The 15,387-nt window shown below is 67.1% G+C and carries 14 protein-coding genes; 6 read left to right on the top strand and 8 right to left on the bottom strand.

The window, feature by feature from the left end:
* The first annotated feature begins 124 nt into the window (after window positions 1-124).
* Window positions 125-1,564 carry a cardiolipin synthase gene (gene cls, locus RZR99_RS16035; RefSeq protein WP_323120752.1) on the top strand — a complete coding sequence of 480 codons (1,440 nt, stop codon included), beginning with the start codon at window positions 125-127 and terminating at the stop codon, window positions 1,562-1,564.
* A 34-nt stretch (window positions 1,565-1,598) separates the two neighbouring features.
* Here the strand turns inward: cls and RZR99_RS16030 are convergent, their stop codons facing one another.
* Window positions 1,599-2,078 (bottom strand): glutathione peroxidase, encoded by a 480-nt coding sequence (locus tag RZR99_RS16030; RefSeq protein WP_323120751.1) that lies wholly within the window; start codon window positions 2,076-2,078, stop codon window positions 1,599-1,601.
* A gap of 140 nt (window positions 2,079-2,218) precedes the next feature.
* On the opposite strand from RZR99_RS16030, the gene RZR99_RS16025 reads away from it, so the two are divergent.
* Window positions 2,219-4,150 carry an ATP-binding cassette domain-containing protein gene (locus RZR99_RS16025; RefSeq protein WP_323120750.1) on the top strand — a complete coding sequence of 644 codons (1,932 nt, stop codon included), beginning with the start codon at window positions 2,219-2,221 and terminating at the stop codon, window positions 4,148-4,150.
* Between the two features lie 23 nt (window positions 4,151-4,173).
* On the opposite strand, the gene RZR99_RS16020 is transcribed toward RZR99_RS16025, so the two are convergent.
* From RZR99_RS16020 to alr, 3 genes are all read right to left on the bottom strand, one after another.
* Window positions 4,174-4,440, bottom strand: a complete 267-nt coding sequence (locus tag RZR99_RS16020; RefSeq protein ID WP_323120749.1) for a DUF2866 domain-containing protein — start codon at window positions 4,438-4,440, stop codon at window positions 4,174-4,176.
* 149 nt (window positions 4,441-4,589) lie between these two features.
* Window positions 4,590-5,966, bottom strand: a complete 1,377-nt coding sequence (radA, locus tag RZR99_RS16015; RefSeq protein WP_323120748.1) for a DNA repair protein RadA — start codon at window positions 5,964-5,966, stop codon at window positions 4,590-4,592.
* Between the two features lie 10 nt (window positions 5,967-5,976).
* A complete protein-coding gene (alr, locus tag RZR99_RS16010; protein ID WP_323120747.1) occupies window positions 5,977-7,047 on the bottom strand; it encodes an alanine racemase in 1,071 nt (356 codons plus the stop codon).
* Between the two features lie 212 nt (window positions 7,048-7,259).
* Here alr and lplT point away from each other — a divergent pair, with 212 nt between their 5' ends.
* Complete coding sequence (lplT, locus tag RZR99_RS16005; protein WP_323120746.1) at window positions 7,260-8,570, top strand: lysophospholipid transporter LplT; 1,311 nt, start codon at window positions 7,260-7,262, stop codon at window positions 8,568-8,570.
* Window positions 8,571-8,652: 82 nt separating this feature from the next.
* A complete protein-coding gene (gene thiD, locus RZR99_RS16000; protein ID WP_323120745.1) occupies window positions 8,653-9,462 on the top strand; it encodes a bifunctional hydroxymethylpyrimidine kinase/phosphomethylpyrimidine kinase in 810 nt (269 codons plus the stop codon).
* 21 nt (window positions 9,463-9,483) lie between these two features.
* Here thiD and RZR99_RS15995 read toward each other — a convergent pair whose 3' ends face one another.
* Genes RZR99_RS15995 through tsaB form a run of 4 tightly spaced genes read right to left on the bottom strand, consistent with a single transcriptional unit; the run spans window position 9,484 to window position 12,743 of the window.
* Window positions 9,484-10,440: a DUF1853 family protein gene (locus RZR99_RS15995; RefSeq protein WP_323120744.1), complete on the bottom strand. Its 957-nt coding sequence runs from the start codon at window positions 10,438-10,440 to the stop codon at window positions 9,484-9,486.
* Window positions 10,437-11,504: a uracil-DNA glycosylase gene (locus tag RZR99_RS15990; protein WP_323120743.1), complete on the bottom strand. Its 1,068-nt coding sequence runs from the start codon at window positions 11,502-11,504 to the stop codon at window positions 10,437-10,439. Before RZR99_RS15990 ends, RZR99_RS15995 begins: the two co-directional genes overlap by 4 nt.
* Window positions 11,491-11,988 carry a ribosomal protein S18-alanine N-acetyltransferase gene (rimI, locus tag RZR99_RS15985; RefSeq protein WP_323120742.1) on the bottom strand — a complete coding sequence of 166 codons (498 nt, stop codon included), beginning with the start codon at window positions 11,986-11,988 and terminating at the stop codon, window positions 11,491-11,493. The genes RZR99_RS15990 and rimI overlap by 14 nt, the downstream gene beginning before the upstream one ends.
* Window positions 11,985-12,743, bottom strand: a complete 759-nt coding sequence (tsaB, locus tag RZR99_RS15980) for a tRNA (adenosine(37)-N6)-threonylcarbamoyltransferase complex dimerization subunit type 1 TsaB (protein ID WP_323120741.1) — start codon at window positions 12,741-12,743, stop codon at window positions 11,985-11,987. Before tsaB ends, rimI begins: the two co-directional genes overlap by 4 nt.
* 156 nt (window positions 12,744-12,899) lie before the next feature.
* Between tsaB and RZR99_RS15975 the strand changes: the two genes are divergently transcribed.
* Together RZR99_RS15975 and RZR99_RS15970 are read left to right on the top strand one after the other, a co-directional pair.
* On the top strand, window positions 12,900-13,169 hold the full coding sequence (locus tag RZR99_RS15975; protein ID WP_323120740.1) for an acyl-CoA-binding protein: 270 nt from the start codon (window positions 12,900-12,902) through the stop codon (window positions 13,167-13,169).
* Window positions 13,170-13,572: 403 nt separating this feature from the next.
* Complete coding sequence (locus RZR99_RS15970; protein WP_323120739.1) at window positions 13,573-15,186, top strand: DEAD/DEAH box helicase; 1,614 nt, start codon at window positions 13,573-13,575, stop codon at window positions 15,184-15,186.
* The last annotated feature ends 201 nt before the right edge of the window (window positions 15,187-15,387 follow it).

Below are 15,387 nucleotides of genomic sequence, written 5' to 3'. Positions count from 1 at the left end.
GCGACGCCCGGGAGGGTGTCGCGCGCCTCCCCACCCCGTTTCTCCTCGCGGTTCTGTAAGATGTGTGCAAGCGGGGCCGTTCGAGCGTCCCCGCCTGGTCTATCCCGAAAACCAGCGCGCGCCTATGCAACTCGATTGGCTACATCTCGGCACCCTGATCGCGGTCGCCCACATCCTGGGGGTGATCGCCGCCTGCCACGCCATCCTGAATACCCGCACGTCGCAAGGCGCGATCGCCTGGGCGGTCTCGCTCGCGGCGATGCCCTATTTCACGCTGATTCCCTATCTCTTTCTCGGCCGCAGCAAGTTCTCCGGCTATGTGGACGCGCGCCGCCACGAGACCGCCGCGCTGCGCACGCGCGCACACCCGGCGCCCTGGGATGCGGAAGGCTCGACGCTCGGGATTCCGAAGGATGCGCTCGGACTCTCGCCGGTGCGCGCGCTGACCCGTCTCGGCGGGATGCCGTTCCTGCCCGGCAACTCGGTCCGCACGCTCGTCAACGGTGACGCGACGTTCTCGGCGATCCTCGCCGCGATCGAAAACGCGCGCAGCTACGTGATCGTGCAGTTCTTCATCGTGCGCGACGACGCGCTCGGCGACATGCTGCGGGACGCCCTGCTCGCGCGGGCCGCGAACGGCGTGCGCTGCTACCTGCTATACGACAGCATCGGCAGCTTCGACCTGCCGCACCGCTATGTGAACACATTGCGAGCCGGCGGTGTCGAGGTGCATCCGTTCGCCACCAACAAGCAGTTCGTCAACCGGTTCCAGCTGAATTTCCGCAACCATCGCAAGATCGTGGTGGTCGACGGCGAATGCGCGTTCGTCGGCGGACATAACGTCGGCGTCGAATACCTCGGCGCCAATCCGCGGCTGTCCCCTTGGCGCGACACGCATATCGAAGTGCGCGGCCCGGCCGTCGCGAGCATCCAGTACGTATTCGCCGAGGACTGGCACTGGGCCACCCAGTCGCTGCCGCCTCAGGCGCCGCCGTCCGAGCCCTTACCAGGCACCGGCATGCATTGCCTCGTCGTGCCGATGGGCCCCGCCGACCCACAAGAGACCGGTTCGCTGTTCTTCGTCACCGCCATCAACGCGGCGCGCGAGCGGGTATGGATCACGACCCCCTACCTGGTACCCGACGAAGCCGTGATCGCCGCACTGAAGCTTGCGGTGATGCGCGGGGTCGATGTGCGGATCCTGATTCCGAGCCGCCGCGATCACTACGTGGTGTTCGAGGCGTCGAAACTGTACGCGCGGGATCTGGTTGCCGCCGGCGTGCGGATCTTCCGCTATCGTCCGGGTTTCCTGCACCAGAAGGTCGTGCTGGTCGACCGCGCGGCGGCAGCGGTCGGCAGCGCGAATCTCGACAACCGCTCGTTCCGGCTCAACTTCGAGATCATGGTGCTGACGGTGGATGCCGGCTTCGCCGCCGAAGTCGAGTCGATGCTCACCCTCGACTTCGGCAACGCATTCGAGGTCGACCAGAGCGAATACCGGCGCTCGCCCGCCTGGCGCCGCGTCGCGATGCACGTCGCGCGGCTGTTCGCACCGATCCTCTAAGCCGGAACGCCCTCCCGGGCCGCGCGGCGCGCCGTCACAGCAGCTTGTCGATATCCTCGGCGATCTCCTCGGGTTTGGTGGTCGGCGCATAGCGCTGCACGATCTCGCCCTGGCGGTTCACCAGGAACTTCGTGAAATTCCACTTGATCGCCTTCAGCCCGAGCAAGCCGGGCGCTTCGTCGGTCAGGTAGCGGTAAAGCGGATGTGCGTGATCGCCTTTCACGTCGATCTTCGCGAACAGCGGGAACGTCACGCCGAAATTCTTCTCGCAGAATCCGCCGATCTGCGCGGCGTCGCCCGGCTCCTGCTTGCCGAACTGGTTGCACGGGAACCCGAGCACGACGAAACCGCGTTCGCCGAAGCGCTCGTACAGCTGCTGCAGCCCCGCGTACTGCGGCGTGAACCCGCATTCGCTCGCCGTGTTGACGATCAGCAGCACCTGGTCGCGATACTGGTCGAGCGACACCTCGCCGCCCGCGAGCGCCTCGGCGCTGAATGAATAGAGTTTCGACATCGCCGTGATCTCCTTGTCCGGTGGTCCGATTACCCGCGCAGTCTAGGCGAATCCGGTCCGGCCGGACAGTCGGCCGAACGGACGGTCCCCCGCGCGCGTCACGCAGTCTAGAATAGCGGTTTTCCCGAGCCTCTTCCGTCGTGATCCGTTTCAATCAGTTCAGCCTCGCCCGCGGCACCAAGCCGCTTTTCGACGCCACCACGTTCGCCCTCAACCCCGGCGAGAAGGCCGGCCTGATCGGCGCCAACGGCGCGGGCAAAACGACGCTCTTCGCCGTGCTGCGCGGCGAACTGCATGCGGACGGCGGCGATTTTTCGATGCCGCCGTCGTGGCGGATCGCCCATGTGTCGCAGGAAACGCCCGCGGTCGATCGCTCCGCGCTCGACTACACGCTCGACGGCGATGCGGCGCTGCGCGCGATCGAGGCGCGCATCGCGCAGGCATCGGCCGCGCACGACGGCGCGGCGGAAGGTGAAGCGCATGCGGCCTTCGCCGACGCCGACGGCTACACCGCTCCGGCCCGCGCCGAAGCGCTGCTGCTCGGGCTCGGCTTCACGCTCGCGCAAACCCGCGAACCGGTCGCGAGCTTCTCGGGCGGCTGGCGGATGCGGCTGAATCTCGCGCAAGCGCTGATGTGCCGCTCGGACCTGCTGCTGCTCGACGAGCCGACCAATCACCTGGATCTCGACGCGATCGTCTGGCTCGAGGACTGGCTGCACCGCTATCCCGGCACGCTGGTCGTCATCTCGCACGACCGCGAATTCCTCGATTCGATCTGCAACGTCACGCTGCACCTCGAGAATCGCCAGGTGAAACGCTACGGCGGCAATTACTCGCAATTCGAGGTGCTGCGCACCCAGCAGTTGATGCTGCAGCAAAACGCCTACGAAAAACAGCAGAAGACCATCGAGCACCTGCAGAGCTTCGTCAACCGCTTCAAGGCGAAGGCGAGCAAGGCCAAGCAGGCGCAAAGCCGGGTCAAGGCGCTGGAAAAGATGGAGCTGATCGCGCCCGCGCACATCGCGTCGCCGTTCACCTTCGAATTCCGCACGCCGAACGCGGCGCCGAATCCGATGATGGTGATGGAGGATGTGCGCTGCGGCTATCACGGCGACGACGGCGGCGAGATCCCGATCGTCGAACGCGTCGCGCTGTCGATCCAGAACGGCCAGCGTATCGGCCTGCTCGGCGCCAACGGCCAGGGCAAATCGACCCTCATCAAGACCCTGGCGGGCACGCTCGCGCCGCTGAGCGGCCACGTGCGCGAAGGGCGGGGGCTGACGATCGGCTATTTCGCGCAGCACCAGCTGGAAACGCTGCGCCCCGACGATTCGCCGCTGATGCACCTCGCCCGGCTCGCGCCGGACACCCGCGAGCAGGAATTACGCGACTTCCTCGGCAGCTTCAATTTCTCGGGCGACATGGCATCCGCGCCGATCGCGCCTTTCTCCGGCGGCGAGAAGGCGCGGCTCGCACTGGCGCTGATCATCTGGCAGAAACCGAATCTACTGCTGCTCGACGAACCGACCAACCACCTGGATCTCGAAACCCGCCACGCACTGACGATGGCGCTCGCGCAGTTCGACGGCACGCTGATCCTGGTGTCGCACGACCGCCATCTGCTGCGGGCCACCACCGACCAGTTCATGCTGGTTGCGAAGCACCGGCTGCAGCCGTTCGACGGCGATCTCGACGATTACCGCGACTGGCTGCTCCAGCATGCGGCCGAACAGCGCGCGGCCGCGAAAAGCGACGGGGCGGCGGACGGCGACAGCTCGGCGGCGGTCAATCGCAAGGATCAGAAGCGGCAGGAGGCGGAAACCCGCCAGCGTCTGTCACAGCTGAAAAAGCCGCTGCAGACGCGGATCGCGAAGATCGAGAAAGAGATGGCGATGCTTCATGCGGAAAAGGCGGCGCTGGATGCCTTCGTCGCCGATCCGGCGAGCTACGCGGCCGAGCAGAAAACCCAGCTGACGGATGCGATCCGCAAGCTCGGCGAAGTCAGCAGCCGGCTCGACACGCTCGAGGCCGACTGGCTCGAAGCGCACGATGAACTGGAGCAGATCGGCTGAGGGGCGGCGCGCCGCCGTCGGCATCAACGCCGCGGCAGCGTCTCGCGCGGCATCTGCTCGTCGTCGCGCATCAGGTGGCGGCGCCCTTCCGGCGGCCGCCGCATCGTCGCGGCCACCTCCGCTTCCGTTACGTTTTCCGCAACGACGCGGCGGGCGATCCGGCCTTCCTCATCCACCCACTCGATGATCCGGCAACCGCCGCCCCAGGGTGGGCGGATCGGCTCCGACACGCGACAGCCCCGCACGTTGTAGCGGTGCTGTTGCGCCATAGCTTGATCAGACCGTTTCAAAGCGATTCCCTTTCCGCACGATGCGGCACCCAATCGGGCCAAGAATAGGGAAAAGCGATACGAATCGGGTTACAACGACAGGCAAAAACGTTACGCAGAATTACGTTCCCGATCGGCGCGAATCCGCCGCCCGGCGAGGCTCGACGGCCTCATTCGAGCGTGCGGACCTTGTCGATCGCCTGTTCGATGCGCTCGACGGCCAGTACCTGCAAGCCGTCGATGGGCTGCTTGGGCGCATTCGCCTTCGGAATCAGCGCGATCGTGAAGCCCAGCTTGGCCGCTTCGCGCAAACGCTCCTGCCCGCGCGGCGACGGACGGATCTCGCCCGCCAGCCCGACCTCGCCGAACACGATCAGCCCTTTCGGCAACGGCTTGTTACGCATCGACGAATGAATCGCGAGCAGCACGGCCAGATCGGCGGCCGGCTCGGTGATCTTCACGCCGCCGACCGCGTTCAGGAACACATCCTGGTCGAAACAGGCGATGCCCGCGTGCCGATGCAGCACCGCCAGCAGCATCGCCAGCCGGTTCTGTTCGAGGCCGACCGCGAGCCGGCGCGGATTCGGCACGTTCGCGGTGTCGACGAGCGCCTGCACCTCGACGAGCAGCGGCCGCGAGCCCTCCTGCGTGACCAGCACGCACGAACCGGGCACGATCTGTTCGTGCTGCGACAAGAAGAGCGCGGACGGATTCGCGACGCCGCGCAACCCGCGCTCCGTCATCGCGAACACGCCCAGTTCGTTGACCGCGCCGAAACGGTTCTTGAATGCGCGCACCAGCCGGAACGCCGAATGCGTGTCGCCTTCGAAGTACAGCACGGTGTCGACGATGTGCTCGAGCACGCGCGGGCCGGCCAGGTTGCCCTCCTTGGTCACGTGGCCGACCATGATGATCGCGGTGCCCGACTGCTTCGCGATGCGCGTCAGTTGCGCCGCGCATTCGCGCACCTGCGCGACCGAACCGGGCGCGGAGGTCAGCGCATCCGAATAGATGGTCTGAATCGAGTCCACCACCGCGACGTCCGGCCGCTCGGCTTCGAGCGTCGCCTGGATTTTTTCAAGCTGGATTTCGGCGAGAAGCTTCAGATCCGCCGCGCTCGCGCCGCCATCGAGCAGCGCGAGGCGCTGCGCGCGCAGCGCGATCTGCGCGGCCGATTCCTCGCCGCTGATATAAAGCGCGCGCCGTTCGCTCGAAATCTGCGCGAGCGACTGCAGCAGCAGCGTCGACTTGCCGATGCCGGGGTCGCCGCCGATCAGCACCACGCCGCCCGCTACCAGCCCGCCGCCCAGCACGCGGTCGAATTCGCCGATCCCGGTCGAGAAGCGCGGCACGTCGGCCGCGTCGATCTCCGACAGCTTCTGCACCGGCGCACGCTTCGCGAGCGACTGGAACCGGTGCGCGGACGGCGTGTCCGCAACCGATTCGACGAGCGTGTTCCACGCCTGGCAGGCCGGGCACTGGCCCTGCCATTTCGGCGTCTGGCCGCCGCATTCCGTGCAAACGAAAACCGTCTTCTGCTTGGCCACCCGCACGTCCTTATTCCGCCCGAACCGGCACGCGCTGCGCCACCGCACACATCAGCTCGTAGCCGATGGTGCCGCACTCGGCCGCGACGTCGTCGATCGGCAGATTGGCGCCCCACAGTTCGACCCGCGCGCCGACGTTCGCCTGCGGCACCGGCGTCAGATCGACGGTCAGCATATCCATCGACACGCGGCCGACGATCCGGGTGCGCACGCCGTCGACGATCACCGGCGTGCCCTCCGGCGCGACGCGCGAATAGCCGTCGGCATAACCGCACGCGACGACGCCGATCCGCATCGGGCCTTGGGCGGCATAAACCGATCCATAGCCCGTCGTCTGACCCTTCGCCAGCGTCTGTACGGCGATCAGCTCGGCGGCGAGCGTCATCGTCGGCTGCAGGCCGGTGCCGGCGATATCGGCGGAGCGTCCCGACGGCGCAGCGCCGTACAGCAGGATGCCGGGCCGCACCCAGTCGAAGTGGGTGGACGGATGCCATAGCACCGCCGCCGAATTGGCGCAGCTGCGCGCACCGGCAATCCCCTCCGCGCCGCGCTCGAAGGCCGCCATCTGCTCGGCGACGCCGCGTTCGCTGTCGGCATCCGAAAAATGGGTCATCAACGTAATCTGGCCGATCCCCGGGCAGGCGCGCGCGCGCTCCCAGGCCGCCCGGAATTTCTCCGGGGTGTAGCCGAGACGGTTCATTCCGCTGTTCATCTTGAGCTGAACGTTGACCGGCTTCGACAGGCGCGCGGTCTCGAGCATGCGCATCTGCTCGTCGTTGTGGACCGTGGTCGTGAGGCTATAGCGGTCGATCACGTCGATGTCGGTCGAGCGGAAGAAGCCCTCGAGCAGCAGGATCGGGCCGGCCCACCCCAGTTCGCGAAGCTTCACCGCCTCGTCGAGGTCGAGCAGGCCGAAGCCGTCGGTGCCGCGCAGCCCGGGGAAGGCGCGGGCCAGTCCGTGCCCGTAGGCGTTGGCCTTGACGACCGCCCACACCTTCGAGCGGGCGGCGTAGCGGCGGGCGACGGAAAGATTGTTCGCGAGGGCGGCGGTGTGAATCGTGGCGGAAATCGGGCGCGGCATAGGAAATTTTCGTAAAGACGCTTGCGAATCATCAGCTTACCGCGCCTTATGGGCGTGGCGCCCGACAATTCAAGGAACGATCGGGGGATCTTGCTAGTCCGAATTGACGTATTTTCATGATATAAAGCCGTGCGCACAACCCATTTTGAACGGAATAAGTCCGATTGCCCGGCCGCTGCGGCCGAGCCGCAGCGAGGAAAGCATCGCTTCAGATGAAAAAAGGTTTTTACTCCATCATGGCCGCGCAGTTTTTTTCGTCGCTGGCCGACAGTGCGCTTCTCATCGCCGCAATTGCCCTGCTGAAAGATCTCCATGCACCGAACTGGATGATACCGCTGCTCAAGCTGTTCTTCGTCCTGTCTTACGTGGTGCTGGCTGCCTTCGTCGGCGCGTTCGCCGACTCGCGTCCGAAGGGACGCGTGATGTTCATCACCAACTCGATCAAGGTGGTCGGCTGCCTCGTAATGCTGTTCGGCGCCCATCCGCTGATCGCCTACGGCATCGTCGGCTTCGGCGCGGCGGCCTACTCCCCCGCGAAATACGGCATTCTCACCGAACTGCTGCCGCCTGATCGCCTCGTCGCCGCGAACGGCTGGATCGAAGGCACCACGGTCGGGTCGATCATTCTCGGCACGGTGCTGGGCGGCGCGCTGATCAGTCCGCACATCGCCGCTCACGTGATCGCGCATACCCCGCCGTCGATCAACACGCCGGCCGAAGCGGCGATGCTCGTCATCATGGGCATCTACGTCATCGCCGCGCTGTTCAACCTGCGCATTCCCGACACGGGCGCCCGCTATCCGCGACAGGAACACGGCCCGATCAAGCTCATCACCGACTTCGCCGACTGCTTCATGACGCTGTGGCGCGACAAGCTCGGCCAGATCTCCCTCGCCGTCACGACGCTGTTCTGGGGTGCGGGCGCCACGCTGCAGTTCATCGTGCTCAAATGGGCGGAAGTGTCGCTCGGGATGTCGCTGTCCGAAGGCGCGATCCTGCAGGCGGTGGTCGCAATCGGCGTAGCCGCCGGCGCCATGGTGGCCGCCAGCCGCATTCCGCTCAAGAAATCGCTGAGCGTATTGCCGGTGGGCATCATGATGGGTATCGCGGTGATGCTGATGGCGTTCTATACGCGCGACCTGTTTCCCCCGCATTGGGCACTGCACCTCGGCGGCCACATGCGCATGCCGGTCTACCTGATCGTCGCCTACCTGTTCCTGATGGTGGTCGGCGCGCTGTCCGGCTTCTTCGTGGTACCGATGAACGCGCTGCTGCAGCATCGCGGGCACGTGCTGCTGTCGGCCGGCCACTCGATCGCGGTGCAGAACTTCAACGAGAACCTGTCGGTGCTCGTGATGCTGTGCCTGTACGCGGTGCTCGTCTGGCTCGACGTGCCGGTCGGCTTCGTGATCGTGCTGTTCGGCACCTTCGTCTGTCTGACGATGTGGCTCGTGATGCGCCGCCACCTCGCCAACCAGCGTCAGTTCGATTCGGTCGCGCTGATCGGCGAATCGAAACACTGATCCCGCGGCGGCGTCCGCTACACTGGCCGCTGCCCGTTCGTTCCTACCGCGCCGGCTCCACGCGAACCGGCGCGCTTTCGCGATGACCCAACCGATTCCCAATGTGCTCACGATCGCCGGCTCCGATTCCGGCGGCGGCGCCGGCATCCAGGCCGATCTGAAAACGTTCTCCGCGCTGGGCGCATACGGTGCCAGCGTGATCACCGCGCTCACCGCGCAGAACACCCGCGGCGTCACCGCGATTCATGCGCCCGACGCCAGCTTCGTGACCGCGCAGCTCGACGCGGTGTTCGGCGACATCCGAATCGACGCGGTGAAGATCGGCATGCTTGCGAATGCCGGGATCGTGCGCGCGGTGGCCGACGCACTCGACCGCTACGCGCCCCGCCACATCGTGCTCGACACGGTGATGATCTCGAAAAGCAATCACGCGTTGCTCGCCCCCGACGCGGTCGACGCCGTGCGCGACCTGCTGCTGCCGCGCGCGGATCTCGTCACGCCGAATCTGCCCGAGGCGGCCGTGCTGCTGGGTGTCGCGCCAGCGGCAACCGAAACGGACATGGTCCATCAGGGCGAAGCGCTCGTCGCACGCGGCGCGCGGGCGGTGTTGATGAAAGGCGGTCACCTGCCGCCGTCGCTGCACAGTCCCGACTGGCTGGTGCAGGCGGACGGCGCACAGCGCATCGACGGCGCCCGGCTGCCGGTCCCCAATACGCACGGTACGGGCTGCACGCTGTCGTCGGCGATCGCCGCGCTGCTGCCGCAGCGTCCCGACCTGGCCAGCGCGGTCGCCGACGCGAAGCGCTACCTGAGCGACGCGATCGCCGCGAGCGCGCGGCTCGACGTCGGGCACGGCGTCGGCCCGGTCCATCATTTCCATCGGTGGTGGTAGCGCTATCGTAACCGCGCGCGGCTAGGGCGCGGCGAATGCGCGTGCCCGCTCCGGCCAGAGATCGGGCACGATAAAGCCGCGCGACGTCTCGAGCCAAGCGCCGTCGGCCTGGCGAGTCAGCGCGGCCACGAGCGACGGCCCCGGGTGCCCCTTCACGCGCTCGGCCAGCTCCCCCGCCGACAGCGGAGCGAACGGCCCCGACGCCGCGGCCTCCTCCGCCACCCGGCGCGGCGCGAGCCACGCCAGACGCGGCAGCACGATCCAGCGGGTTCCCGCCGCCTGCGCATCCGCCATCGCCGGCCACGCCGTATGCGTCACCCAGAAACCGCGCGGATGCGTGGCATTCAGCTCGGGAGGATCGTCGATCGCCACGCCGTCTCCGGTGACGTAGAACAGCCAGCCCTTCACGAACATCTGCGCGACCCACGGACCGGGATGACCCAACGAAGCGAACGCCTCCCGCTCAGTCAGTCGCAATTGATGCTCGACCAGCCTGATTCGTTTCAGGTCGAACCGATCGACGAGAGTCGGACCGACGAAGTCGCCCAGTACCGCCGCCCCCGAGGTCGCTGCGCAGAGATAGCACTTGACCGCCAGTTCCCAATGCAGGCGCTCGCCTTGTTCGGTCTCGATCAGGAAGTCGCATTCGCCGAGCGTGCGACCCTGGCTGCGCAGCGGCAGATTGGCGGCAACGAGCCGCAGCGCCGGTGCGTGCGTCGCAAAATAACGCAACAGGTATTCCGCATAGCGGCCCAACCGAGTCGGGTTCGCATGCGCCAGCATCCGCCGCAGCGGCTCGGGCCGCCGGTCGAGCTCGGCGAGCCACTCGGCGGCTTCGGCCGACGCCGCCCACGGCCGTGCAAGCGGTGCGCCAGGCGAGCCGGCCAGCAGATCCGCGCTCGACAGCAGCCAGCCAAGATCGCGCACCGCCGGGTCGCACAGCGTGCGCCAGACTTCGGATGCCGCCGCGTCGCTCACGGCCGGGCCGATTCGGCGTCCGGCGCGCGCTGGTACGTATCGTTGGCCAGGCACAGATCGGCCCACGCCTTCGACTTGTCCTGGAGGCTGCGCAGCAGATACGCGGGGTGATAGGTGACGATCACGGGCACGCCTTCGTACTGGTGCACCCGGCCGCGCAGCGATGCGATGCTGGATTCGCTCTTGAGCAGCGTCTGCGCGGCGAATCGGCCCAGCGCGACGATCAGCTTCGGCTTCACCAGCGCGACCTGGCGCTGCAGATAGGGCTCGCAGCGCGCAACCTCGTCCGGTTCCGGATTGCGATTGCCGGGCGGGCGGCACTTGATGACGTTCGCGATGTAGACATTCTCGCCGCGCTTGAGCGACAGCGCGTTCAACATGTTGTCGAGCAGCTTGCCGGCCTGCCCGACGAACGGCTCGCCCTGCTTGTCCTCGTTTTCGCCTGGCGCTTCGCCGATCAGCATCCAGTCGGCTTCGCGGTCTCCCACGCCGAACACGGTATTGGTTCGCTTTTCACACAGCCGGCAGCGCTGGCACTCGGCCACGCGCGCGCTCAGTTCATCCCACCCGAGCGCCACGACCGGCGATGCGGCCGGTTCGGCGGCGGACGCAGGCTCGCCCGGCAACGCCGGCTCGAATACCGGCTCGAGGTCGAACCAGGCCATGTCGTCCGGTTCGTCGGATCCGGCTCCGGAGGCCGGCGCAACCGGCGGGCGGATCGGTTCGGCGGCAGCCGGGGCTTGGGCGGCCCCGGCCGGATCGGTGCGGCGCAAGCCCCCCGCGGGCGCCCGTTCCGGCGTTCCACGCTGTCCGGTCGTCGGCGCACGCATCCGCTCCTCGACGCCGGCCGACTTTTCGTCACCCGCCCGCACGACCGGCTCGGCCACGTCGAGCGCCGCACCGGCGCCGCTTGTCCGCCCGCCCGCCTGCCCGGCATCGCGCGCGACGGCAGCAGACTCGGACGCCGTCGCATCCTCGCCGGCCGGCGCAGTTGCCGCCCGGTCACGCCGCACCCAGACAGGCGCGAGCCCCAGTTCTTCCAGCGCCGCTTCAACCCACGCCATGCGCGCGTCCCTCCTTCGTCAGTGTGAGACGCATCACGATCGCGTCCTCCCGGCTGTGATGCTTCGCCGGGTAATAGTTCTTGCGCCGCCCGATCGCCACGAAACCGAATCGTTCATACAGTTGCACGGCACGCGGATTCGACGGGCGCACTTCCAGCAGCACGCCGTCGAGGCGCTCCGCGCGCGCGATGCGAACCGCTTCGCGCAGCAGCGCGAGGCCTGCGCCCGCCCGCTGGGCGGCCGGCGCGACGCATAAATTCAGCAGATGCATCTCGTCGACCACGGGCATCAGCACGCAGTAGCCGACCAGCGTGCCCGTCACGTGCCGCATGCAGACGCCGAAGTAGCCGTTGCGCAGCGAATCCTCGAAATTGCCGCGGGTCCAGGGAAACTCGTAAGCGACACGCTCGATCGCCACGACCTCGTCGAGATCGGCATCGGTCATCGGCGACAGATAGCGGTCGGCGAGCAGCACCCCGCTCATCGGCCGCCTCCGCCCGCCCGCGCCGCGAGCCGCTCGGCGGTGGTCTGCGCGACCTTGTTGCGCACATACTCGGGCGCGGCCTGGTCGGCCTGCACCATGCGTCCGGCACGATAGGCACGCAGCGCGACATGCGCGATCGACAGCGCGTGCGGCAGTGCCTGCGCGTCGATTGCCTGCGCCCGGGCAGCGGCCGGCAACCGCTCGCCGAACGCGCCTGCCGCGTTGCCCGCGAGCGTGAACGGCGCATCGGGGATCAGCACGTCGGACGGCGCATCGAGCGAGGCCGGCTGTATCGTGCGCCACTCGCGCTGTACCGGATCCCACGCATAGTCGGCCCAGTAGACCTCATCCATCCGGGCGTCGAGCGCGGCGAGCACGCGATCGGGTTCGGCACCCGCCGGCGCATTGAGCCGCGCGCTTTCCGCGCATGCGAGCAGCGTGCCGACCGGCACCACCGGCAGTTGGGTTCCGAACGCGAGCCCCTGCGCGATGCCCGTGGCGGTGCGCAGTCCGGTAAATGAACCGGGGCCGGAACCGAACGCGATCGCCGCGCAGTCGGCAAGCGACAGCCCCGCATCGGCGAGCACTTCACGGACTGCAGGGAGTACGCGGGTGCTCGAAACGGCGCCCGTCTGCTCGTGGCGGACCCAGGTGGCGAGAGAAAAAGAGCCGTCGGCCGATGCGGCCGCGCTCAGCAATGCGACCGAGCAAAACTCGGTCGACGTGTCGATAGCGAGGAGCACTGTTTGTGTCATGGCCGGTATTGTAATGCGACGCCCCGCCCGCACGGGCGATCCGCGCGGATTCGCGCCGCCGCCAGCGGCACCGTCCGGTTTGGAAGAAACGCTCGACCCGCCGTCGCGGCGCGCTTGCTAAGATCGCCCCACCTCGAAACCTTACGGAGACACCCGATGAGCGACATCACCGCGGAATTCAACCAGGCCCAGGAAGATGTCAAACAACTGACCGAACGCCCCGGCAACCTGACCCTGCTGCGCCTCTACGCGCTCTTCAAGCAAGCGACCGACGGCGACGTGCACGGCGATAAGCCGGGCTTCACCGACATCGTCGGCAAGTACAAGTACGACGCCTGGGAAGCGCTGAAGGGCACGTCGCAGGACGCCGCGAAGCAGCAATACGTCGAGCTGGTGGAGTCGCTGAAGAACGGCACGGCATCGTAAAACCGCCGCCGTATCGCCCGAACCGGCGGCCAAACGGCGGCCGGCTCGGCGAAATCAGTAGAAGTAATAGTGGCGCAGCGCAGCAAAAATCCTTATAATGCGGCCTGCGTCACACCTTAAGCGGCCCGAAACCGCCCTTTCTGTCTGACGCCTCGTAGCGTTTAGCTCCAATCCAGTTTAGAACCTGTCCCCTCCTGCCTAGGCCCCACGGGCCGTCTTGTATCAGGCTGGCGGTCAGCGCACTCGATGCGCGCCGCACCCAAAACAGCTTCTAACGAAATGTCCGCATGGTCGATCAATGCGGGCGAATGTCCCGTTTCCCCGATTTGCTCGATGAATCCGACGACTTGGGTATGCGCGATTGGCGCCGACGTTTCACCCACTGTGTGTATCAAGGATTGTTATGACTTCGAGCAACAACTCAAGCCCGCTCAACGCGATCGCCGATCAGGCGCTCGGTCTCGACGCCGCCGCGCCCGCTGAGGCAGCAGCGCCGGCCGCCGCCGACCGCAGCGAGGTCCTGGACGGACCGACTTTCGCGTCGCTCGGGCTTTCGCCGGAGATCGTGTCCGCACTGGAAGCCGCCGGCTATGTGAAGCCGACGCCCGTGCAGGAACGCGCGATTCCGGCCGGGATCGCCGGACGCGACCTGCTGGTGTCGAGCCCGACGGGCTCCGGCAAGACGGCCGCGTTCATGCTGCCGGCAATCGAGCGCTTCGCCCAACTGCAAAAGCTGCAGGCCCAGCAGCCGCGCCCGCCGCGCGATGCGAACGCCAGCGGCGATCGCCGCACGCGCCGTCCGCAACCGGTCGCGCGCCCCGGCCTCCTCGTCCTGACCCCGACCCGCGAACTCGCGATGCAGGTCACGACGGCCGCTTCGACCTACGGCAAGCACCTGAAGCGCCTGCGTACGGTCAGCATCCTCGGCGGCGTCGCCTACGGCCAGCAGCTGATGCTGCTCGCGAAGAATCCCGAGATTCTCGTCGCGACGCCGGGCCGCCTGCTCGACCACCTGGAACGCGGCCGCATCGACCTGTCCGAACTCAAGATGCTGGTGCTCGACGAAGCCGACCGCATGCTTGACATGGGCTTCATCGACGACATCGAGACGATCGTCGCCGCCACGCCGGCGACCCGCCAGACGATGCTGTTCTCGGCCACGCTCGACGGCAAGATCGGCTCCCTGACGGGCCGTCTGCTGAAGGATCCGGAGCGCATCGAGATCGTGCAGCGCATGGAAGCGCGCACGAACATCGCGCAGAGCGTGCATTACGTCGACGACCGCGATCACAAGGATCGTCTGCTCGACCATCTGCTGCGCGACTCGGCGCTCGACCAAGCGATCATCTTCACGGCGACCAAGGTCGACGCCGATCAGCTGGCTGGCCGCCTGGCCGACGCGGGCTTTGAATCGGCCGCACTGCACGGCGATCTGCCGCAAGGCGCGCGCAACCGTACGATCCGTGCGCTGCGCGAGCGCCGGGTGCGCGTGCTGGTGGCAACCGACGTGGCGGCACGCGGGATCGACATCCCGGGCATCACGCACGTGTTCAACTACGACCTGCCGAAGTTCGCCGAAGACTACGTGCACCGGATCGGCCGAACCGGCCGCGCCGGTCGCTCGGGTATCGCGGTGAGCCTCGTGCATCACGCCGAACAAGGCGCGCTCAAGCGCATCGAGCGCTTCGTGCGCACGCCGCTGGCAGTCAACGTCGTCGCGGGCTTCGAGCCGCGCAAGACGCCGTCGCGCAACGATCGCGGCCCGAGCCGCGGCCGTCCGGGCGGCAACGGCGGCGGTCGCCGCTTCGGCAGCGGCGGCGGCTACAGCGGCAATGGCAACGGCACTGGCGGCAACAGCCGTCAAGGTCACGGCGGCAACGGCGGCGGATGGAGCGGCAAGCCGGGCAACGGCGGCGGCAAGCCGGCCGGCGGCAACCGCGAAGGCTACGGCGCACGCCGTAGCGAAGGCGGCGGCTACCGCAGCAGCGGCCCGCGCCGCGGCAACTCGGCGTCGTAAGCCACGCCCGCAGGCGGGATCTCCCCCGCCTCGCTCATCGAAACCGGTGCTTCGGCACCGGTTTTTTTTGTTTCCGCTCCGAATTTCACAATGTGGAAAATTTTTTTGCGTCGTAAAAAATCATGTTGCGTGGCACAACCCAGCCGATTGCAGCATAGAAAACATCATTTCTCATTACGAAATATACCGCATAAGCAATTG

Source organism: Burkholderia alba, from assembly GCF_034721475.1.
Classification (GTDB): Bacteria; Pseudomonadota; Gammaproteobacteria; order Burkholderiales; family Burkholderiaceae; genus Burkholderia; species Burkholderia alba.
Note: the sequence above shows the minus strand (reverse complement) of the source record. Positions and strands in the feature narration are given on the sequence as shown.